Genomic DNA, 21,145 nt, shown 5'->3' with positions numbered 1-21,145 from the left:
GAGGATGGCCCGCTCCTCGCGTGGCGCCCCCGGGCGGTGGTGGGCGACGGGTGGGCTCAGATCATGCCGAAGACGAACCCGCCGGCGGAGTCGGTGTCGTCGCCGAAGAGGAACTCCCGGGCCGACAGGACGAACTCCTCACGGCTGATGAACCCGTCGCCGTCGGTGTCCAGCGCCTTGAACCGCTCCCACGCGGTGTCGACGGCCACACCCAGGACCTCCGCGTACTCGACGTACTCGGCCTCGCTGATCCTGCCGTCGTCGTCGGTGTCCAGGAGGTCGAACGCGGCCTCGGCGACACCCTCGGTCATGTTGAACCGGCTCCGGTCCTCCGAGGCGGCGTGCAGGGCGTTGACGAACGCCTCCCGGTCCAGGCTCGGCTGGAACGCCGACGAGTGCCGGAGCAGCTCCAGCCACAGCATGTGGTACGAGGCCTGGATCGCCTGCGTGCGGCGGTCGCCCTCGTCCAGCGAGTACCCCTTGACGTAGCGGTCGACCAGGCGCTTGTAGTCGTCCCAGGTGATCGACGCGTCGTTGTCGGAGTCGAGCGTGTCGAAGAGCCGGCCGAACCGCTCGGCGATGGCGGCGGAGGGAGCAGTGCCCACGGGCGTTCCTCTCATCGTCGGGCGGGCGGGTCCCGCCCCGTGCACCTTCGAGTCTCCCGCAGCCGAAACGGTTCCCCGTCGATCCGGGACTCCGCGTGCCGCGAACGCCCGGGACCGGGGTCGGGTCCATGGCACTTCGTCCAGGTTCTAGTCTCGGATCCGACAAGGATGTCTAGACGAGGACGGCAGATGGACGCGCGCGCCTACATCGAGGACCACCGGGAGGAGTTCCTCTCCTCCCTCAAGGCCTGGCTGGAGATCCCCTCGGTCTCCGCCGACCCCGAGCGCCACGGCGACGTGCGCCGGTCGGCCCGGTGGCTGGCCGACCACCTCACCGCCACCGGCTTCCCCACGGTCGAGGTCTGGGAGACCCCGGGCCTGCCCGCCGTGTTCGCCGAATGGCCCGCCGCCGACCCGGACGCGCCCACCGTGCTCGTCTACGGGCACCACGACGTCCAGCCGGTCGACCCGGTCGAGGCGTGGCGCACCGAGCCCTTCGTCCCCACCGAGATCGGCACCTCCCTGTACGCGCGCGGAGCCTCCGACGACAAGGGGCAGGTCCTCTTCCACGCGCTCGGAGTGCGTGCCGCCCTGGCCGCCTCCGGCGCCGACGCCCCGCCCGTCACCGTCAAGCTCCTGGTCGAGGGTGAGGAGGAGTCCGGCTCGGTCCACTTCGCCGAACTGCTGCGCGACCGGCGCGACCGGCTGGACTGCGACGTGGCCGTCATCTCCGACACCACCATGTGGGCCGCCGACACCCCCTCCATGTGCGTGGGCATGCGCGGAGTCACCGACGTCGAGATCAGCCTCTTCGGCCCCGAGATGGACCTGCACAGCGGTTCCTTCGGCGGCGCCGTCCCCAACCCGCTCAAGGCCATGAGCGACCTGCTGTCCGGGCTGCACGACGAGGACAACCGGGTCGCGGTCCCCGGCTTCTACGACGGAGTCGTCGAGGCCGACGCGGACGAGCGGGCACTCATCGCGGAGCTGCCCTTCGACGAGCAGGAGTGGCTCGGCACCGCCGCCTCCACCGCCACCTGGGGCGAAGCGGGGTACAGCACCCTGGAGCGCGTCTGGCTGCGACCGACCGCCGAGATCAACGGCATGTGGGGCGGCCACACCGGTGCCGGCGGCAAGACCATCGTGCCCCGTTCGGCCCACGCCAAGGTCAGCTTCCGGCTGGTCCCCGGCCAGGAGCCGCTGCACGTCCAGGACCGCGTGCGCGCCTACGTCGAGTCCAACACCCCGGCGGGACTGCGGGCCGAACTGGAGTTCGGCGGGCCCGGTGTGCGGGCCTGCGCCTCCGACCTGTCCTCGGACGCGGTGAAGGCGGCCCGCTCGGCCATGGAGCGGGCGTTCGGCACCCGCGTGCTCTACACCCGTGAGGGCGGCAGCGGTCCCGAGGCCGACATCGCGGACGCGCTCGGCGCCCCGCTGGTGTTCGTCGCCGTCGGACTCGACGAGGACCGCATCCACGCGCCGAACGAGAAGGTCGAGATCCCCCTGCTGCTCAAGGGCGCCGAGAGCGCCGCCTACCTGTGGCAGGAGCTCGCCGACCGGGCCGTCCGCCCCTGATCCCACCGCGGGCCGGACGGTCACGTGCCTCGAAACCGCACTCCCGCCCTACGGAGTCCAGGGGGCCGGACGTAGTCCGTTCGGCCCCCTGGCGCCCCGGGAGCCGGAGGCGAAGCGTTCAGTTCACCTCAGCCGCGGGGGGGGTTGGCTCGGGGCGCGCCGGTGTTCTGCAGGAGGAGAGGGGCCGAAGCGGGAAGCACTGCGCCGAAGGCGTCCGTTGAGGGTGGTGGCGGGCGACGGCGTGGGCACGGGCGGAGGCCCAAAGAAGGCACAGCGGGCATGCGAACGGCCCCCACCGGTGTTAGTTCTGTAGACGTCAGGCCTGGCCGTTCCGGCCGCCCGAGTTCTGGAAGGTTCCATGGACGCCTACGCGATCCCCGCACTGTCCCGCTCCACCATCGACCCCGCAGGCCACCGCCGTCTCGACGAGGCCTGGCTCGACAAGGCCTGGGCCGACTCCGCCTCGCGCGTCCTGGTCCTGGAGGGCGGTGATCCCGGCCACCACGGGTGGCAGGCGCTCATGGCCAAGCAGTCCCGGGCGCTGGTCTCCACCGGTGAGCGGCCCGAACTGGTCCTCTCCAGCCCCCGCGAGGCACCGGAGGGCGAGCGCTACCTGCTCGGAGTGGAGAACGGGCGGGCCTACTTCGCGGTGCGCGCCGCCACCGAACTCGTCCCGGGGGCGGACGCCGCGCCCGCCTCGCTGCGGGAGGTCGGCGCCGTCCTGGACGACCGCGACACGGGCCTGCTCACCCGGGCGATCGCGCTCGCGAACTGGAACGCGACGCACGGCTTCTGTCCGCGCTGCGGCGCCCGCACCACGATGGCGGCGGCCGGACACGTGCGCGTGTGCGAGGAGGAGGGCACCGAGCAGTACCCCCGGATGGACCCGGCCGTGATCATGCTGGTGCACCGCGAGCGCGACGGCCGCGAGGAGATGCTCCTGGGCAACAACCCCAAGTGGGACGAGCGCCGCTTCTCCGTCCTGGCGGGCTTCGTGGACGCGGGCGAGTCGCTGGAGCAGGCGGTGGTCCGCGAGGTGGCCGAGGAGGTGGGCGTGGTGGTCGCGGAGCCGAAGTACCTGTCCTCCCAGCCGTGGCCCTTCCCGCGCAGCCTGATGATGGGCTACACCGCGCGTGCCGTCGGCGAGACCGAGTGCACCGACGACGAGATCGCCGTGGCGCGCTGGTTCACCCGGCCCGAGCTGGAGGACGCGCTCCGGTCCAGGGAGGTCCTGATCCCGAGTCGCGTCTCGATCGCCCGGACCCTCATCGAGCACTGGTACGGCGGGGAGCTCCCGGGCGGCTGGTGACCGGGGGAGTCCCGCGGGTTGCCGGGGGCAGGGGCCATGGCGTCGGAGGGATGCGGTCCAGGGCGTGTTCCGTGGGTGCCTCCCGTCACGGGTGCCGCAGGGGCGGCGCGCGGCGGGACGAGTATCCGCGGAACACGCCCTAGTTCGGGGCGGCCGTGCCGTTGAGCTCGTCGGGCAGCGCCGTCAAGGGGCTGGTGCTGCTCTCCACCACGTCGCGGGCCAGGTCGGCGACCTTGCGCCCGCGCGACCGGGCGGAGGAGCGCAGCCGCTCGAAGGCCTCCCTCGGGGCCATCGTGTGCCGCTCGGCCAGGACCCCGATCGCCTGTTCCACGACCACGCGCGAGTGGAGCGCGTGCTCCAGCTGCGCGATGGTGTGCCGCAGCCGCTCGACCTCGGACGCGTCCTCGGGTGCGCGTCCGGGGGCCTGTGCGCGCGGTTGCGGTACGCCGGCCTCGCTGGTGAGCAGGTCCGCCAGGACCATCGCGCTCACCAGGTCGGGAACCTCGTGCCCCGCGCCGACACGCCAGCCGGTCGGCGTGCGCCGGACCACGCCGACGTCCGCCCCGCCGGCGACCGCGGTGTCATGAGACCTCATGTCGTCCCCCAACTCAACACTCCCCGTCGTGATCGTCCTGTGCGCCGACCGGGCGGGCGTCGGGGGCTGCGCGGCCGCGGTCCCGCCGCGGCCGGGGCCTCCGTCGCACCTGGGTGCTCAGGAGGCCCGAGTTCCGTCCTACGCCAACTCGGCCAGCTTCTTCTTCACCTGAGCGAGCGACGGGTTGGTCATCGCCGCTCCGTCAGAAAAGACCACCGTGGGAACCGTTTGGTTCCCTCCGTTGACCTTCATCACGAACTCCGCGGACTCCGGGTGCTCCTCGATGTTCACCTCGCGTCCGGTGATCCCCTCGCGGGCCAGCTGGCTCTTGAGCCGTTTGCAGTAGCCGCACCAGGGGGTGGTGTACATCGTGAACCCGTCGGTGGCCGTCGTCGTCATCTCGCTCACGTCATCCTGTCTGCGGTCGTGGGAATCAGTCGGTCCCACATCTCAACACCACGTGGCCCGAAGCGCTTCCCATGACCGCGAGACACCCCGTGGGACGCGTCACGGGCCCGACTGGTTCAGATCTACCGGTCGTCCGAGCTCCGTCCACAGGTTCGGGCCCGTGGTCGGGTCCGTTCCCCGGGACGCCCGATACTTGAGAGACTGTGGCAGTCCACCCGTCGCCCGCCATCGCCCCGAGGGCCCTGGGCAGCGGCGGGCGACCGCCTGCGACGGCGGCCTACGGCCCACTACCGTCCGACGACGACCACGCCCCGACCACACAGGAGCACCATGGATCCCGACCGCGTCCTGGAGGGACTGGACCCGGAGCAGACGCAGGCGGCGCGCGCGCTACGCGGCCCCGTGTGCATCCTCGCCGGAGCCGGCACGGGCAAGACGCGCGCGATCACGCACCGCATCGCCCACGCGGTCGCGAGCGGGGTCGTCTCCGAGCAGCAGATCCTGGCCGTGACCTTCACCGCACGGGCCGCGGGGGAGATGCGCGGCAGGCTGCGCGGACTGGGCGCCCCCCGCGTCCAGGCCCGCACGTTCCACTCCGCCGCGCTGCGCCAGCTCTCCTTCTTCTGGCCGCAGGTCGTCGGCGGCCCGCAGCCGACCCTCATCGAGAGCAAGCTCCAGGCGGTCGCCCGCGCGGCCAACTCGGTCGGCGTGCAGCCCGACCGCACGGGGCTGCGCGACCTCGCGAGCGAGATCGAGTGGGCCAAGGTCACCCAGGTGCGGCCCACCGACTACGAGCGCACCACCACCAAGCAGGGGCGCCAGACCCCGCTGCCCGCCGCCGAGGTCGCCCGCGTCTTCGAGGCCTACGAGGAACTGCGCCGCGAGCACAACCTGCTCGACTTCGAGTCCATGCTCGAGCTCACCGCGGGCATGATCACCGAGTACCCCGCGATCGCCCAGCGCGTCCGCGACCAGTACCGCTACTTCGTCGTCGACGAGTTCCAGGACGTCAACCCGCTGCAGAAGCTGCTCCTGGACGCGTGGCTGGGCGACCGGGACGACCTGTGCGTGGTGGGCGACCCCAGCCAGACCATCTACTCCTTCGCGGGCGCCACGCCCGCCTACCTCACCGGCTTCGGGGCCCGCTACCCCCATGCCACAGTGGTGGAGCTCGTGCGCGACTACCGATCCACCCCCCAGGTGGTGCGGGTGGCCAACCACGTCATCGCCCAGGCCCGCGGCACCACCTCCGCCAAGCACCTGACCCTGCGGGCCCAGCGCCCCGACGGCCCCGACCCCATGTACAAGGAGTACGACGACGAGCCCGCCGAGGCCACCGGGGTCGCCCGCCAGATCGCCGTGATGCTGGAGGGCGGCACCCCCGCGGGCGAGGTCGCGGTGCTGGTACGCACCAACTCGCAGTCGGCCGCCTACGAGCAGGCGCTGTCCGACGAGGGAGTGCCGTTCACCGTGCGCGGCACCGCGCGCTTCTTCGAACGCCCCGAGATCAAGAAGGCCGTCCACACCCTGCGCGGCGCCCGGCACGAGGTGGCGGGAGAGGACGCCGAGCCCCTGGTGTCCACCGTCCGCCAGCTCCTGGGCCCCCTCGGTCTGACCGAGACCGCCCCCGAGGGCCGCCAGGCCCGCGAGCGGTGGGAGTCGATGTCGGCGCTGGCCCAGCTCGCCGAGGACATGGCCGCCACCGCGGGGGCCCGCGGTCGCCCGGCCACCATGGCCGACTTCGTCGACGAGCTCGACACCCGCATGGCCACCGAGCACGCGCCCGGCTTCGAGGGCGTGACCATCGCCTCCCTGCACTCGGCCAAGGGCCTGGAGTGGGACGCCGTGTTCCTGGTCGGCCTCACCGAGGGCATGATGCCGATCATCTACGCCGAGACCGACGAGCAGGTGGAGGAGGAGCGCCGCCTGTTCTACGTCGGGGTCACCCGGGCACGCGAGAACCTCTCCATGTCCTGGTCCCTGTCCCGGTCACCGGGCGGGCGCCGCACCCGCAAGCCCTCCCGCTTCCTGGACGGCCTGCGCCCGGCCTCGCCCACCACCTCCTCCCGCCGCGCCGAGCGGCGCAAGGGCGGCGTCAGCCGGTGCCGGGTCTGCGGCACCTCCCTCTCCGACGCGGCCGAGCGCAAGCTGGGCCGCTGCCTGGACTGCCCCTCCAGCTACGATGAGGCGCTGTTGGAGCGGCTGCGCGACTGGCGGCGCACCAACGCCCAGGAGCAGAAGGTGCCCGCGTACGTGATCTTCACCGACGCCACCCTCCAGGCCATCGCCGAGCAGGAGCCGAGCAGCGTCTCGCAGCTGTCGGCGGTGTCCGGGGTCGGGGCCGTGAAGCTGGACCGCTACGGTGAGGCGGTGCTCGCGCTGGTGGCGGGCGCGGAGGCGGCCGACGTCGTCGCGGACGGCGCGGCGCCCGGAGCGGACGTGGAGGAGTCGACGGATGAGTGAGATCGCCGAGGGGCAGGGCCGGGGCCAGTCGTTGGACGACCTGCTCGAAGTGCTGGACCTGGAGCGCATCGAGGTCAACATCTTCCGGGGGTCGAGTCCGGAGGAGGGGCCCCAGCGGGTGTTCGGCGGACTGGTCGCCGGCCAGGCGCTGGTCGCGGCGGGGCGCACCGCGCCGGCGGACCGCTACGTCCACTCCCTGCACGCCTACTTCATCCGGCCGGGCGACCCCTCGGTCCCGATCGTCTACGAGGTCGACCGGGTCCGCGACGGCCGGTCGTTCACCACCAGACGGGTGGTGGCGGTCCAGCACGGCAAGCCGATATTCACCCTGTCGGCGTCCTTCCACAAGGAGGAGCCGGGCCTGGACCACCAGATCCCCATGCCGGACGTGCCGCCCCCGGAGGAGCTGCCCAGCACGCGCGAGCGGCTCCAGGAGGCGTTCGGGAAGCTCCCCGGGTTCGTCACCTGGCACCCGATCGAGCTGCGCCCCACGGGTCCGCTCTCCTTCGAGGCCGAGCGGGACCCGCGGCTGCGGACCGCCAGCAACCCGGTGTGGCTCAAGGTCGACGGCAAGCTGCCCGACGACCGGCTCACCCAGGTGTGCCTGATGACCTACGCCTCGGACATGACCCTGCTCGACACCGTCCTGCTCCGGCACGGCCGGTCGTTCGCCGGGATCTCCATGGCCAGCCTCGACCACGCGATGTGGTTCCACCGCCCGTTCCGCGCCGACGAATGGCTGCTCTACGCGCAGGAGACGCCCACCGCCCAGGGCGCTCGCGGCCTGGCGCGAGGGCTGGTCTACACCCGTGACGGCGAGCTCGTCTGCTCCGTCGTGCAGGAGGGGATGATCCGCGTGATCGACGCCGAGGGCTGGAGCTGAGGATGCGCGCGAAGGCGCGGCAACACTCGCCGACTCCGGAAGATTCCCGCGAACTCATGGCCGGATGCGGACGTTTTCGCAGGTCAAAAATAGGTTGCTGATTTTCGCGGCCAACCCATAGTGTGTACATCGTCGCCATGAACACCACTGGCACAGGTGCAAGACCCTGTCGCCCGACCCGAAGGAGGTGCCTGATCTGATGACGAACTTCTCGTTGACCACCGGCTTCACGCCGTCGCGTCTGCGGTCCCTGACCGCTCACACGGGCACCGCCATGCGCGGTCGCGCGGACGCCACCGCCTGGATCGGCACCATGACCAACGCCACCGGCGTCATCGGTGGGCGCGGACTCCTGATCTCCCAGCGAGAGCAGGACGTCCCGTTCGCCTTCGGCGGCACCGGCCACGGCAGTGGTGTGCCCGTCGGCAGCGGTTCCGTCCTCATCGGCGGACCGCAGGCGGATCACGCTGAAGCTGAAGCTACCCCGCGCCGTTATGGCGCACCGGGGGAGTGTCCACGGAGGATCCCGGCCTAGAGCAGGACAGGCCGAGAGTTTCGATCGTGGCCGCGGACCCCGAATCAGGGGCCGCGGCTTTCTTTGTATCTCCGTCCGTTCTCCGTCCCCCAGGGACGCGGGAGAGGGCGGCGGCATCGCAAGTCCGGGTCCCTCGCCGGACCGGTTCCGGTGACTGACAGCACCGACCGCGTTGTACGAAACGATCAAAGATCTTGGAGGGCACCGATGCTTGCGTCGGTCCTGGAGACGCCCTGGCTGGGCGACACCAACGTTCCCTGCCGTACCGAGCCCGACCTGTTCTTCGCCGAGGCCCCCGCGGACGTCGAGGCGGCCAAGGCCGTCTGCGGAGCCTGCCCCGTGCGCGAGCAGTGCCTGGCGGACGCGCTGGACCGCAAGGAGCCGTGGGGCGTCTGGGGCGGGCAGCTGCTCGTCGCCGGCCAGGTCGTGGCGCGCAAGCGCCCGCGCGGTCGTCCCCGGAAGAACCCCGCGCCGGTCGCGGCCTGACACCCGCCCCCACTCGAACTCACCCACCGAAGGACCACGATGATGCTGCAGGAACTGATCCGTATGGCCGACCGCGAGGACCGGTCCCTCGAACCCCGCGAGCGTGAGGACCTCAGGCTCGGTGCCCGCCAGCTGCGCGCCCGCCAGCGCGCGGAGCGCCGCTTGGAGGAAGGACTCATGGAAATAGCGTGGTCGCGCCTCTGTTGAGGCGCGAGCGTGCCCGGCGGGTCTGAGGAACCGGTGCCGGAGACCGGGCGGGACTCCCTTCGGGGGTCACCGTTCGGTCTCTCTTTTATAACAATACGGCGTAATGGGATCTGCCCAACACCGTCGTGTGGCCTGTCTCACGGCCTCGGTGCGGCGCTGGTCAGGAGCGAATGGTCGACGGCGCAGGGATTTCCGGTCGCGGAGCGCCGGCCGGGCAACCGGTGGAAGCCATGACATACCCGGCGCCGTACATCTGTGCGGAAGCCCTCCGCTCGGCTACCGTAAAGTTCGTGCCCTCGAACACCAAAATCGAGGTTCGACGCAGTCCTCGCCGCCGACGCACGGTGTCGGCTTACAGGGACGGGGACACCACGGTCGTCCTCGTGCCCGCCACGTTCTCCCGCGCTGAGGAAAAGCGATGGGTGGGACGGATGCTGCAACGGCTCGAAGCCCGCGAGGGCGGCCGCCACGCAGGAGACACCGAACTCCAGGAGCGCGCCGTCGAGCTCGCGCGGCGCTACCTCGGCGGCACCGAGCTGCCCGACAACGTCCGCTGGGTGGACAACCAGAACACGCGCTGGGGATCGTGCACCCCTGACACCCGTACCATCCGCATCTCCCGCCGGCTGATGGGGATGCCCGCGTGGGTGGTCGACTACGTCCTCATCCACGAACTCGCGCACCTGTTCCACGCCGACCACGGCCGCGCTTTCTGGGCGTTGGTGCACAGGTACCCCAAGGCGGACCGTGCGCGCGGCTACCTGGAGGGGTACAGCGCGGCGCTGCGGGCGGAACCGTGCGGCCACGGCGGCGAGAGCGCCGACGAGGGACTCGACGACGGCGAGATCGCCCTCGAGGGCGCCGACAGCGACGTCGAGGAGGACTGACCCTCGCGATCGGCGGACGGAGCCCGGCTACCGGCCCCGACCCGCGCGGGCCCGGTGGGAGGCCACTGCGGCCGCGGCCTCGCGGACCAGGTCACGGCATGCGTCGTCGGACGGGTCCGGCACCGCGTTCACCGGGAACCAGCCGAGGTCGGTGGACTCGTCGGGGTCGCGGACCAGGACGGCGTCGGCCGGGGCCAGCACCGCGTACCGCACGTCGAAGTGGACGCTCCCGCCACCGCACGGCACGGCGTGACTGTCCAGCGACACCGGGTCCGGGAGCAGCTCCAAACCGCGGATCCCGGTCTCCTCCTTCGCCTCGCGCAGGGCCGCGGCCGCCAGGCTCGTGTCGTCGGCCTCGCAGTGCCCCCCGGTCTGCAGCCACATTCCGAGGGTGCGGTGCAGGGTGAGCGCCACCCGTGAGCCGTCCGCGGAGATGACGGCGGAGCTGGCCGTCACGTGGCCGGGGCGGCAGGTCCGCCACATCGCGTCCTCGTGCTCGTCCAGATGGGCGAGGTAGGACCGGCGCAGCCGCTCCTGCCGGGCGTCGGGCGCGGTCCACGCGCCCAGCACCGCCCGGGCGTCGGCGTGCAGCGACACTCAGGCGTCCTCTCCGCGGTCCGTGCCCGTCTCCCCGCCGTCGGCGGGCTTGTCATCGGGCTTGTCGTCGGTCAGCGTCGAGATGTCGAAGTCGGCGCCGCCGAACTCCCCGCCCCTGACGAAGGCCTCCGGGTCGTCCAGATCCGCGCCGGTCGGCATCAGGTCGGGGTGCTGCCACACGGCGTCGCGTCCCTCGATCCCGCGCTCGCGCTCCAGCGCGCTCCACAGCGCCGAGGCCTCGCGCAGGCGGCGCGGCCGCAGCTCCAGCCCGACCAGCGCCGCGAAGGTGTGCTCGGCCGGTCCGCCGGTGGCCCGGCGCCGCCGGGTGGTCTCGGCCAGTGCGTTGGCCTGCGGCAGCCTGTCGGTCACCGCGGCGGTCACCACGGTGGCGACCCAGCCCTCGATCAGGGCCAGGGCGGTCTCCAACCGGCCCAGGGCGGCCTTCTGCTGCGGGGTGTCCTCCGGCTGGAACAGGCTCTCGCCGCCCACGCCGCCGGAGAGCGCCTCCTGGAGCGCCTCGGGATTGGTGAGATCGATCTCCCCGAGCTTGTCCTCCAGGCCGCTGACGTCGAACGACATCCCGGCGGCGTACTCCTCCACGAGCCGGGAGACGTGCGAGCGCAGCCACGGCACGTGCGAGTACAGACGGTGGACGGCCGCCTCGCGGGCCGCGAGGTAGAGGCGCACCTCGTCGTCGGGGATCTCCAGGCCCTCGCTGAACCGGGCCACGCCCGGCGGCAGCAGGGCCGCGTTGCCCTCGCCGGCCAGCGGCAGGCCGATGTCGGTGGTACCGGTCACCTCGCGGGCCAGTTCGCCGATGGCCTGCCCGGCCTGCTGGCCGACCATCATGCCGCCCATCTGCTGGACCATGCCCAGCAGCGGACCGGCCACGGACTGCATCTCCTCGGGGAGGTTCTGCCCCATGGCCTGGACCGTCTTGGACGTCAGCGGGTCGCACAGCTGCGCCCAGGAGTCGATCGTCTTCTCGATCCACTCCGACCGGCTCCAGGCCTGCGCGGTGTGGACGCCCGACGGCAGGTCGGTAGCCTGGTCGAGCCACAGGTCGGCGAGGCGGAGCGCTTCCTCGACCTTGGCGTAGTCGTGGGGCGGGATACTCGGGTCACCGTGCTGGGACACCGTGTGCCGCGCGATGTTCTTGGCCATGTCCCAGTTGATCCCGGACGTGGAGGACGGCGACGCGCCGCCGCTGCCGCCGGGGCTCGGTTGCGTCGACATCATGTCGGCGAACTGGCGCAGCATGTTGGCCATCTGCTGCGGGTCGCCGAACGGGAAGCCGTCCGGCATTCCGGAGTCTCCCCCACCCGGGCGGCCGCTGCCGGCACCCGAGCCGGAGTCGCCAGAACGGCGTCCGGACTCGTCATCGGGATCGTTCGGCATGCTGAAACCGAAAGGCAGGTCGCTCACAATCAGACCTCAGGCAGGATTAGGTTTGGTCTCCACTGTCACGTTAGCTGGGAGTCGCCCGGAGTGAATACCGAAAGCAGCCAGGTTCGCCCAGAGCACAGCCCCTCCGGTGGAGGCGGCGTGGTCGTGGCGGTCACCGGTGCCGCCTCCGGAGTGGGTCGGCTCCTCGTGCAACGCCTGGCCACTCCGGATGGTTCCACGGCCCCGCGGGAGATCGTGGCGATCGACGACGAGTTCGCCGACCTGCGCGGCGTCACGTGGCGGATCGCCGACGTGTGCGACCCGGGCCTGGTCTCCCGGCTCGGCGGGGTGGACGTCCTCGTGCACACCGCCGACGACCGCTCGCCGGACACGCGTCCGGCCGACCGGCGCGCGCACAACATCCGGGCGGCCCAGACCGTCCTGACCGCCGCGGCGGCCTCGGGAATCCCCCGCGTCATCCTGGTCACGAGCACGATGGTCTACGGCGCGGCGCCGGACTCACCCGTCCCCCTGCCGGAGAGCGCCCCGCGCGTGTCCGACAACAGCGTGGGCCTGATGGGGGACTTCGCCGAGGTCGAGGCACTGGCCGAACGCGCCCGCCGCGCCCACCCCAGCCTCGCGGTGACCGTCGTGCGCCCCGCGCCGCTGGTGGGCCCGGAGCTCGACACCCTGTTCAGCCGCCACTTCTCGGCCCCGCGCCTGCTCACCGTCAAGGGCCACCGGCAGCACTGGCAGTTCTGCCACGAGGACGACCTCGCCAGCGCGCTCGCCTACTGCGCGCTGCACGGGGTCGACGGCCCCGACGGCGCCCTCGCGGTCGCCAGCGAGGGCTCGCTGACCCAGGAGGAGGTCGAGGCCGTCACCGGGATGAAGCACTTCGAGGTCCCCGCCAACCTGGCCTTCGGGGCGATCCGCCGCCTCCACCAGGCCCGCATCACCCCGGCCGCCGAGGGTGAGCTGAAGTTCCTCGTCTACCCCTGCGTGGTGGACTGTGAGGCCCTGCGCGCCGCCGGGTGGAAGCCGGACTACCGCAACGGGGAGGCCCTGGAGGTGCTGATGGCCTCCAAGAGCGGCAAACACGCGCTCGTGGGACGCAGCCTCGGCCGCAAGGAGGTCACCATCACCGCCGCGGGCGCGGCCGGTGCCGCGGCGGCCGCCATCGGCACCGCCGCCGCCATCCGCCACCTGCGCCGGCGCAAGGGCGGCTGAACCGGGCCGTCGGCGGGCCCATGAGCCCGCCCGCGACCCCCTCCGGGTCCCGGCGGTCGGGGCGCCGACGGGCGCCGCATGTGCGACGGAACGTGCACCTCCGCTCTCGCCCGGAGGAACCCCAGGTTGATACGGTCGGTGTGTGGAAGAGATCACCATTGCAGCCGTACGCGAGACCCCGCTGTCCGTGGACGAGGTCCTCGACGCCGTGACCGACGAGCGCGCGGGCGGCACCGCCGTGTTCATCGGGACCGTGCGCGACCACGACCACGGCCGTGACGTGGCCGGACTCGCCTACTCGGCGCACCCCACCGTGGAGGCGCAGCTGCGCGTCATCATGGAGAAGGTGCTGAGCGACACCTCCGCCCCCGGCCGCCCGGTCCTGCGCATGGCCGCGGTGCACCGCGTCGGTCGGCTGGAGATCGGTGACAGGGCGGTGGTCGTGGCGGCCGCGGCCGCGCACCGGCAGGAGGCCTTCGAGGCCTGCCGCCGCCTCATCGACGACCTCAAGGCCCAGGTGCCCATCTGGAAGCACCAGTCCTTCGAGGACGGCGCCGACGAATGGGTCGGGGTGTCGGGCGCCCCTTAGACGCGCCCTTCGCGCCTTCCGGTGCGCTCCCTCGTTCCTCGGGAGCGCACCTCCAGGCCCTCCAGGACGCGTCGGGCCTGCAGGAGGAGTCTCTGCCGCCGGCGAGCTTGCGAGCCAGGCAGTAGCGACGACGAAGGCCCGGCGTGAAGCGCCCCGAACACAAGCGAGCACCATAAGGTGTGGTTCATGGTTCGTCGTGTCATGACCCTCGTTGTCGCGCTCGTCCTCCTGGTGGGGATCGGGGCCGCTGGCCTGCTGCTTCCCCTGCCCTACCTGGTGGCCGCGCCCGGCGTCACGGTCAACACGGTCGGGGAGCTGCGCGGCGAACCGGTCATCTCCGTCGAGGGCGCCGACAGTTACGAGCACGACGAGGGAACCCTCTCCATGGTCACCGTCCAGTACGCGGGCGGACCCGACCACCGGCTCAACTTCTTCACCCTGGTCACCGCCTGGCTCTCGCCCACGCAGGCGGTCCTGCCCGAGGAGCTGCTGTTCCCGGCCGGCCGGTCGCCGGAGGAGGTCAGCGAGCGCCAGACTGTGCAGATGAACGACTCGCAGACCGACGCGACGGCCGCCGCGCTCAGTCAGCTCGGTATCGACTTCGACGCCGTCCCGCAGGTCGCGGACACCGTCGAGGACATGCCCGCCCACGGTGTCGTGGAGGCGGGCGACGTCATCGTCGCGGTCGACGGCCGCACCGTTCCCACCAGCTCCTCCGGCGACGACCCCGAGGAACTCGTGGGCAGCGCCGCGGTCGTGGAGTGGGTGAGCTCGCGCGAGCCGGGCGCACCGGTGGAGCTCACACTGGACCGCGACGGCGAGACCGTCGACGTGGAGCTGGAGACCCGTCGGGGCGAGAACGGCGCCGCCGTCGGCGTGCTCATCGGCGACGACATGGACTTCCCGCTCGACGTGGAGATCTCCGTCGGCGACATCGGCGGACCCAGCGCGGGCATGATGTTCTCCCTCGGCATCATGGACCGCCTCACCGAGGAGAGCCTCACCGGCGGCGCGAACATCGCCGGTTCGGGCACCATCACCTCCGCCGGCCAGGTCGGCGGGATCAGCGGCATCCCGCAGAAGATGGTGAGCGCCCGGCGGGACGGGGCCGACTACTTCCTCGTCGCCGCCGAGAGCTGTTCCCAGGTCTTCGAGTCGGACGCCTACGACGACCTCGAGGTGGTGCGGGTGGAGACCCTCACCGACGCGGTCGGCGCACTGGAGACCATCCGCACCGGAGAGGGCGAGCTCCCCCGCTGCCAGGAGTGAGCTCAGGACCCGGGCGCGTCGTCCAGGTCCAGCGTCAGGGCGAGCGCGGAGGTCAGCGCCGGGATCAGATCGGCGCCGTTGAGCACCTCGGACTCGGAGTCGTGGCTGCGCATGCGCATCGCGCAGTGCCGCGACCCGTCCCGCATCACGCCCGCCACCATGCGGATCTCCTCGGTCTCGCGACCGGAGGCGGCGGGGTCCTCGCCTGCGGCGAGGGTCTCGTCGGAGCCCTTCACCGCCAGGCGTTCCATCACCAGGGCGCACCCGGCCACGCCCTCCGGCCACAGGATGCGCCCGAGCGCCTCCTCCAGCGGGACGTCCTGGGGCAGCGGGTCCTGCTCGACCGGGGTCAGTTCGCCCGGGTCGGTGGGGGAGTCGATCCCCAGCAGGTTCGCCAGCGCCGGCTCCGCCTTCAACAGGTCGGCGGTGGGCACCAGGGCGTACAGCCCCAGTGGCCGGTCCCAGCCCTGCTCGGCTGCGTGGCGTTCGAGGTCCATGACGGCTTCGCGAATGTTCGACACGTTTCCATAGTGACCCATGCGGGAACCTCGCCGCTCCGGTTCCCGGACAGTAGGGTCGCAGACATGGTCAGCCGACTGATGGATGCGCCTCTGATACACCACCGATGCCGCCTTGTCACCGGGTGCGGGGTGATTTCGGGAACCCGGCGGCCACCGCATAAGTTCTCAGTGATGAAGGCGCCCCACGCGCACCGAACGCACCTACCAAGCCAGAACGAGGGGGAGGCGTGAGCTTCCGATCGCCCGGCGCACCACCTGCGCGTATGCCTCGCCGATCAAGGTTGCTCGCGCCAGTCGCGGCGACCGTGGTCGTCATTATCGCGGCACTGATGTTCGCCGCGAATTTCTGGACCGACTACAAGTGGTTCAGCGCCGTCGGGTTCTCCACGGTCTTCCTGACCCAGCTGTGGACCCGAGTCCTGCTGTTCGCCGTCGCGGCCCTGGTCATGGCCATCATCGTCGGCGCCAGCATCTTCTTCGCCTACCGGGCCCGGCCCGGTGTGCGCCCCATGAGCCTGGAGCAGCAGGGGCTGGACCGCTACCGGCAGTCCATCGACCCCCACCGCAAGCTGTTCTTCTGGATCGCGGTCGGTGCCCTGGCCCTGCTGGCCGGCGCCGCCGCCGGCGGTGACTGGCGCTCCTACCTGCAGTTCGTCAACGCGACCGACTTCGGTACGGCCGACCCCGAGTTCGGGATGGACGTCGCCTTCTTCGCGTTCGTCTACCCGTTCCTGCGGATCCTCCTCGGCTACATCTACGCCGCCGTGATCCTGGCGTTCATCGCCGCGGTGATCGTGCACTACCTGTACGGCGGTGTCCGCCTGCAGAACGACTCCGGCCAGCGCGCCACGCCCGCCGCCCGGGTGCACCTGTCGGTGCTGCTGGGCGTCTTCGTGCTGCTGCGCGCCGGATCATACTGGCTCGACCGCTACGGTCTGGTCTTCTCCGAACGCGGCTACACGTTCGGTGCCTCCTACACCGACGTGAACGCGGTGTCGACCGCCCTGGTGATCCTCACGGTCATCTCCGTGATCTGCGCGCTGCTGTTCTTCGCCAACATCTACTTCAAGAACACCATGGTCCCCATGGCCAGCCTCGGACTGCTGGTGCTGTCCGCGGTGCTGGTGGGCGTGGCCTACCCGGAGATCGTCCAGCGCTTCCAGGTCGGCCCGAACGAGCAGCGCCTGGAGAGCCCGTACATCGAGCGCAACATCGAGTTCACGCGCGACGCGTACGACATCGCCGACGCCGAGGTCGAGACCTACGACGCCACCACGGAGCTGACTCCGCAGGAGCTGTCGGCGGCCGCCGACGACATCCCCAGCGTCCGTCTGGCCGACCCCTCGGTCGTGTCGCAGACCTTCCAGCAGATGCAGCAGGTCCGTGGCTTCTACCAGTTCCCGGACGTGCTGGAGGTCGACCGCTACCCGGACGAGAACGGCAACCTCATCGACACGATCGTGGCCGTCCGCGAGCTCGACGGTCCTCCGGACGACCAGGACAACTGGCTCAACCGGCACCTGATCTACACGCACGGCTACGGCATGGTGGCCGCCGCGGGCAACCTGATCGACGCCGAGGGCCGCCCGGTCTTCACCGAGTACAACATCCCGCCGCGCGGCGAGCTGAGCGACGTCGTGGGCGAGTACGAGCCGCGGATCTACTACGGCCGCGAGGGCGCCGACTACGTCATCGTCGAGGCCGAGGAGGAGTACGACTACCCCCTCGACGCCGAGGAGGACACCGAGGACGTGCCCACCCTGGACGACGCGGTGGACGCCTCGCCCAGCCCCTCCGCCGACGAGGCGCGGGCCCCGGCCGACTCCGAGGACGGGGAGTCCCCCGCCGCGGAGGAGTCCCCGGCCGCCGAGGAGTCGCCGGCCGAGGGCGGCGAGGAGGACGCGGACCAGAGCACCTCGCAGGCCTACAACAACTACGCGGGTGACGGCGGCGTCCAGCTGAGCAGCTTCTTCGACCGGGTCCTGTACGCCATCAAGTACCAGGAACCGAACATCCTGCTCAACAGCGCGATCTCCAGCGACTCGCGGATCATCTACGAGCGCGATCCGGTGGAGCGCGTCGAGAAGGTCGCCCCGTTCCTCACCACCGACAGCAGCCCGTACCCGGCCGTGGTCGACGGCAAGGTCGTGTGGATCGTGGACGCCTACACCACGTCCGACGGCTACCCGTACGCCAACCGGATCGACTTCACCCAGGCGGTGACCGACACCTTCACCGACGGCACGGTGCAGCAGGTCGGCACGCTGCCCGGCAACGAGGTCAACTACATCCGCAACTCGGTGAAGGCGACCGTCGACGCCCACGACGGCACCGTGACCCTGTACGCGTGGGACGAGGAGGACCCCGTCCTCAAGACGTGGATGGGCGCGTTCCCGGGCATCATGACGAGCCGGGACGAGATGAGCGACGAACTGCTCGACCACGTCCGCTACCCGGACGACCTGTTCAAGGTGCAGCGCGAGATCATGCGCGAGTACCACGTGACGGACGCCTCGTCCTACTACGGCGGCCAGGACTTCTGGTCCGTGCCGACCGACCCCACCAACGAGACCGACCGGCCCGAACCGCCCTACCGGCAGACCATCCGGTACCCGGGCGAGGAGGACCCGAACTTCTCGCTGACGAGCACCTTCGTCCCGCGCGGCCGTGAGAACATCGCCGCGTTCATGGCGGTGGACAGCAACCCGAACTCCGACGACTACGGACAGCTCCGGCTGCTGGAACTGCCGCGCAGCACGGTGATCTTCGGTCCGGGGCAGGTGCAGAACGCCTTCGACGCCGACGCCGACGTCCGAGAGGTCCTGCTTCCGCTGGAGCAGTCCAACGCCGAGGTGACCCGGGGCAACCTGCTCACCCTGCCGTTCGCGGAGGGCCTGCTCTACGTCGAGCCGCTGTACGTGCAGGCGGGTGGCGGCGGAGCCGCCTCCTTCCCGCTGCTGCAGCAGGTGATGGTCGGCTTCGGTGAGGAGGTCGCGATCGGCAGCAACCTCCAGGAGGCCCTGAACAACCTCTTCGCGGAGGGTGAGGCGCCGCTGGACGAGGGCGGCGAGGAGCCCGCGGAGGAGGAGCCGGCCGAGGAGGACTCCGGAGAGGAGTCCCCGAACCAGGACCTCACCGACGCCCTCAACGAGGCCGTGGAGGCCTGGGAGGACGCTCAGGAGTCGCAGGACGAGGCCGACGAGCGCCTGCGCGAGGCCCTCGAGGCCATCGAGGAGTCGATGAACGAGTAGCGGCGACACGGTCGTCCAGACGGCGGGGCGGGGCCTTCGGGTCCCGCCCCGTTCGCGTGCGCCAGGTCTCCCGGCGCCGATTTGGGTTCCGCGCGCAGGCACGCTACTCTGAGAACACAACGACGCGGGGTGGAGCAGTTCGGTAGCTCGCTGGGCTCATAACCCAGAGGTCGCAGGTTCAAATCCTGTCCCCGCTACGAAGAACGGACCCGGGAGAAATCCCGGGTCCGGTGCTTTTCCCGGCGCTTCGGCGGCGGGACGGTCTCAAGGGGGTTGAGCCCCTGCTAGACTGGGTGAAGATCAGGCCGAAAGGTCGGATCGCCGGTGGATCCCGGAATCGTTTTCTTCGGAAAAGCGATTTGCCACCGAGGGCGAAAGGCCCTAGAATAGGGATCACGACGCGGGGTGGAGCAGTTCGGTAGCTCGCTGGGCTCATAACCCAGAGGTCGCAGGTTCAAATCCTGTCCCCGCTACCAAGGAAACACCGGGTGGAGAAATCCACCCGGTGTTTTTCGTTGTGCGCCATTTCCGATCGGTGAATGGCGGACAAGGGCGGACCGGGTGTTCCCGGCCCGCCCCGCGATCAGAGGGTGCGGCCCTCGACCAGTTCCACGACGTGGTCGGCCCGTTCGGCGACCTTGGGGTCGTGGGTCACCACGACGACCGCCGCGTCGCGCATGCGGGCCTGCTCCAGGAGCTGGTCCATGATCATCGTGCTGCTGGCGGCGTCCAGAGCGCCCGTGGGCTCGTCGGCGAGGATGAGCGCGGGCTCGCGGCTCAGGGCACGCGCCAACGCCACACGCTGCTGCTCACCGCCGGAGAGCTGGTGCGGCTGCGAGTGCAGCCGGTGCCCCAGCCCCACGGCCTCCAGCAGAGAGCGCGCGCGGGAGCGGCGGGTCAGCAGGGGCACACCGGCCAGCACCATGGGCACGCACACGTTCGCGAGCGCCGTGCGCCGCTCCAACAGGTGGAACTGCTGGAACACGAACCCGACGCCCTCGCCCCTGAGCCGGGAGCGGCGCCCCTCGCCCAGCCGGGTGGTGTCCACGCCGTCGAACACGTAGGTACCGCCGCTGGGCCGGTCGAGCAGCCCGAGCAGGTTCAGCAGGGTGGACTTGCCGGAACCGGACTGGCCGACGATGGCCACGACCTCGCCGCGCGCCACCTGGAACGTGCAGTCGTGCAGGACGTCGATCCGTGCTCCGGACACCGTGAAGTGCCGGGTGAGGTGCTCCACCCGCAGCAGCGGCTCGCGTCCCGGCGGCGCGGGCACGGGGGCGGGGACCCCGACGGGGGCGGCCACTACTCCACCACCTCGCCTTCGAGTTCCATGAACTCCTCCTCCACGGACTCGTCCCCGGGCGCCACCGCGCCGGGCACGTCGAAGCGGGGGTCGAGCGGGATCGGGTCGAGCACCTGGTCGCCCACGCTCAGCCCGGAGACGACCTCGACCGAGCTGCCGTCGGAGACGCCCAGTTCGACCTCCCGGACCTCCTCGCCGCCGTCGGAGGCGACCACGATCACCTCGCCGCTCTCGCTCGTGCCGCGCACCGCGGTCACCGGAATGACCAGGACGTTCTCCGCGCCGCCGGTGGCGATCGACATCTTGCCGGTGACGCCCTCGAAGACCCGCAGGTCCGAGGGGACGCGGCAGGACAGCTCGGTGGAGCCGCCACCGCCGCCACCGCCCTCCTCGCCCGCACCCGCGCCCTCGCCGCCGCTCGCGCCGCCCTCCGCGGCGCCCAGGGACAGGAACTCGCACTCCGCCGCGGGCGGCCCCTCGGTGATCTCGAGCATGATGTCGTGCGGGTCCTCGTAGAAGCGGTAGAGGTCGTTGGCCGGCACCGAGGCCACGGCCAGGAACTCGTCCGGGGCGACGTTGGCCGCCACCGCTCCGGGCTCCAGGACGTCGCCGACCCGCAGGTCCTCCAGCCCGGACACCCGGCCCTCCGCCGGTGCGTAGAGGCTGACCTCGCGCGTGCCGGACCCCTCACCGTCCTCACCGCCTCCGGCGGCCGCGTCCGGCACCGCCACGTTGAGGACCGGGGCGCCGCTGTCCACGAGGGAGCCGTCGCTCACCCACACGCGGGTGACCGTGCCCCCGTTGCGGGCCACGACGTCCTCGCCCGGCTCGGCGCGCACGGTGGCGTCCAGCACCATGAGGGAGTCGACGGAGCCCATCTCCACCTCGACGGGGACACCGCCCACGTCGAGGGCGCCCTGATCGACGTCCATGTCCCCGCCCGGGACGCCGCCGAGCAGGCGCGGCAACAGGAAGAATCCGGCGGCGACGATTCCAGCGAGGGCGACCAGCGCCACTCCGGTGATGATCCACTTCTTCACACGTTC

Annotated in this window: 20 protein-coding genes and 2 tRNA genes; 14 read left to right on the top strand and 8 right to left on the bottom strand. The window is 71.3% G+C overall.

Translation table 11 applies throughout. From position 1 onward, the window contains the following. Positions 1–56: 56 nt before the first annotated feature. A complete protein-coding gene (locus M1P99_RS06390; protein WP_304451740.1) occupies positions 57–605 on the bottom strand; it encodes an EF-hand domain-containing protein in 549 nt (182 codons plus the stop codon). 189 nt (positions 606–794) lie between these two features. Here M1P99_RS06390 and M1P99_RS06385 point away from each other — a divergent pair, with 189 nt between their 5' ends. Both M1P99_RS06385 and nudC read left to right on the top strand, forming a co-directional pair. Next, positions 795–2,180, top strand: coding sequence for a dipeptidase (locus tag M1P99_RS06385; protein ID WP_304451739.1), 1,386 nt, complete (start codon positions 795–797; stop codon positions 2,178–2,180). Positions 2,181–2,538: 358 nt separating this feature from the next. Beyond that, positions 2,539–3,489: an NAD(+) diphosphatase gene (nudC, locus tag M1P99_RS06380; protein ID WP_304451738.1), complete on the top strand. Its 951-nt coding sequence runs from the start codon at positions 2,539–2,541 to the stop codon at positions 3,487–3,489. Positions 3,490–3,628: 139 nt separating this feature from the next. Here the strand turns inward: nudC and M1P99_RS06375 are convergent, their stop codons facing one another. Together M1P99_RS06375 and M1P99_RS06370 are read right to left on the bottom strand one after the other, a co-directional pair. Beyond that, on the bottom strand, positions 3,629–4,084 hold the full coding sequence (locus tag M1P99_RS06375) for an ANTAR domain-containing protein (protein ID WP_304451737.1): 456 nt from the start codon (positions 4,082–4,084) through the stop codon (positions 3,629–3,631). A 138-nt stretch (positions 4,085–4,222) separates the two neighbouring features. Further along, on the bottom strand, positions 4,223–4,483 hold the full coding sequence (locus M1P99_RS06370) for a mycoredoxin (protein ID WP_304455595.1): 261 nt from the start codon (positions 4,481–4,483) through the stop codon (positions 4,223–4,225). Between the two features lie 339 nt (positions 4,484–4,822). Here M1P99_RS06370 and M1P99_RS06365 point away from each other — a divergent pair, with 339 nt between their 5' ends. From M1P99_RS06365 to M1P99_RS06340, 6 genes are all read left to right on the top strand, one after another. Then, a complete protein-coding gene (locus tag M1P99_RS06365) occupies positions 4,823–6,955 on the top strand; it encodes an ATP-dependent DNA helicase UvrD2 (RefSeq protein ID WP_304451736.1) in 2,133 nt (710 codons plus the stop codon). Next, on the top strand, positions 6,948–7,838 hold the full coding sequence (tesB, locus tag M1P99_RS06360) for an acyl-CoA thioesterase II (RefSeq protein WP_304451735.1): 891 nt from the start codon (positions 6,948–6,950) through the stop codon (positions 7,836–7,838). The genes M1P99_RS06365 and tesB overlap by 8 nt, the downstream gene beginning before the upstream one ends. A gap of 199 nt (positions 7,839–8,037) precedes the next feature. Then, positions 8,038–8,373, top strand: coding sequence for a hypothetical protein (locus M1P99_RS06355; protein ID WP_304451734.1), 336 nt, complete (start codon positions 8,038–8,040; stop codon positions 8,371–8,373). A gap of 207 nt (positions 8,374–8,580) precedes the next feature. Then, on the top strand, positions 8,581–8,859 hold the full coding sequence (locus tag M1P99_RS06350; protein WP_053618900.1) for a WhiB family transcriptional regulator: 279 nt from the start codon (positions 8,581–8,583) through the stop codon (positions 8,857–8,859). A 42-nt stretch (positions 8,860–8,901) separates the two neighbouring features. Continuing rightward, a complete protein-coding gene (locus M1P99_RS06345; protein ID WP_304451733.1) occupies positions 8,902–9,066 on the top strand; it encodes a hypothetical protein in 165 nt (54 codons plus the stop codon). 290 nt (positions 9,067–9,356) lie between these two features. Then, complete coding sequence (locus M1P99_RS06340; RefSeq protein WP_304451732.1) at positions 9,357–9,953, top strand: M48 family metallopeptidase; 597 nt, start codon at positions 9,357–9,359, stop codon at positions 9,951–9,953. Positions 9,954–9,980: 27 nt separating this feature from the next. Here the strand turns inward: M1P99_RS06340 and M1P99_RS06335 are convergent, their stop codons facing one another. Both M1P99_RS06335 and M1P99_RS06330 read right to left on the bottom strand, forming a co-directional pair. Beyond that, positions 9,981–10,550, bottom strand: coding sequence for an NUDIX hydrolase (locus M1P99_RS06335; RefSeq protein ID WP_304451731.1), 570 nt, complete (start codon positions 10,548–10,550; stop codon positions 9,981–9,983). Next, complete coding sequence (locus M1P99_RS06330; RefSeq protein ID WP_304451730.1) at positions 10,551–11,975, bottom strand: zinc-dependent metalloprotease; 1,425 nt, start codon at positions 11,973–11,975, stop codon at positions 10,551–10,553. A 120-nt stretch (positions 11,976–12,095) separates the two neighbouring features. On the opposite strand from M1P99_RS06330, the gene M1P99_RS06325 reads away from it, so the two are divergent. The 3 genes from M1P99_RS06325 to M1P99_RS06315 all read left to right on the top strand — a co-directional run bounded on the left by M1P99_RS06325 (position 12,096) and on the right by M1P99_RS06315 (position 15,024). Then, a complete protein-coding gene (locus M1P99_RS06325; protein ID WP_304455594.1) occupies positions 12,096–13,166 on the top strand; it encodes an NAD-dependent epimerase/dehydratase family protein in 1,071 nt (356 codons plus the stop codon). 142 nt (positions 13,167–13,308) lie between these two features. Then, positions 13,309–13,755: a molybdenum cofactor biosynthesis protein MoaE gene (locus M1P99_RS06320; protein ID WP_304451729.1), complete on the top strand. Its 447-nt coding sequence runs from the start codon at positions 13,309–13,311 to the stop codon at positions 13,753–13,755. Between the two features lie 201 nt (positions 13,756–13,956). Beyond that, on the top strand, positions 13,957–15,024 hold the full coding sequence (locus M1P99_RS06315; protein WP_304455593.1) for a PDZ domain-containing protein: 1,068 nt from the start codon (positions 13,957–13,959) through the stop codon (positions 15,022–15,024). Positions 15,025–15,026: 2 nt separating this feature from the next. Here the strand turns inward: M1P99_RS06315 and M1P99_RS06310 are convergent, their stop codons facing one another. Continuing rightward, entirely contained in the window at positions 15,027–15,545 is a 519-nt protein-coding gene (locus M1P99_RS06310) for a PPA1309 family protein (protein ID WP_304451728.1), read from the bottom strand. Positions 15,546–15,808: 263 nt separating this feature from the next. Here M1P99_RS06310 and M1P99_RS06305 point away from each other — a divergent pair, with 263 nt between their 5' ends. The 3 genes from M1P99_RS06305 to M1P99_RS06295 all read left to right on the top strand — a co-directional run bounded on the left by M1P99_RS06305 (position 15,809) and on the right by M1P99_RS06295 (position 19,272). Further along, positions 15,809–18,796 carry a UPF0182 family protein gene (locus M1P99_RS06305; protein ID WP_304451727.1) on the top strand — a complete coding sequence of 996 codons (2,988 nt, stop codon included), beginning with the start codon at positions 15,809–15,811 and terminating at the stop codon, positions 18,794–18,796. A gap of 123 nt (positions 18,797–18,919) precedes the next feature. Continuing rightward, a tRNA-Met gene (locus M1P99_RS06300) sits at positions 18,920–18,993 on the top strand. Between the two features lie 202 nt (positions 18,994–19,195). Next, positions 19,196–19,272, top strand: a tRNA-Met gene (locus M1P99_RS06295). A gap of 107 nt (positions 19,273–19,379) precedes the next feature. Here M1P99_RS06295 and M1P99_RS06290 read toward each other — a convergent pair. After that, positions 19,380–20,099 (bottom strand): ABC transporter ATP-binding protein, encoded by a 720-nt coding sequence (locus tag M1P99_RS06290; protein WP_304451726.1) that lies wholly within the window; start codon positions 20,097–20,099, stop codon positions 19,380–19,382. Next, the gene (locus tag M1P99_RS06285) at positions 20,099–21,139 is read right to left on the bottom strand and encodes a peptidase M23 (RefSeq protein WP_304451725.1); all 1,041 of its coding nucleotides are present in this window, start codon (positions 21,137–21,139) and stop codon (positions 20,099–20,101) included. The genes M1P99_RS06290 and M1P99_RS06285 overlap by 1 nt, the downstream gene beginning before the upstream one ends. Positions 21,140–21,145 lie beyond the last annotated feature (6 nt).

The organism is Nocardiopsis sp. YSL2 (genome assembly GCF_030555055.1).
Lineage (GTDB): Bacteria > Actinomycetota > Actinomycetes > Streptosporangiales > Streptosporangiaceae > Nocardiopsis.
This window is presented reverse-complemented; position numbering and strand designations above follow the sequence as displayed.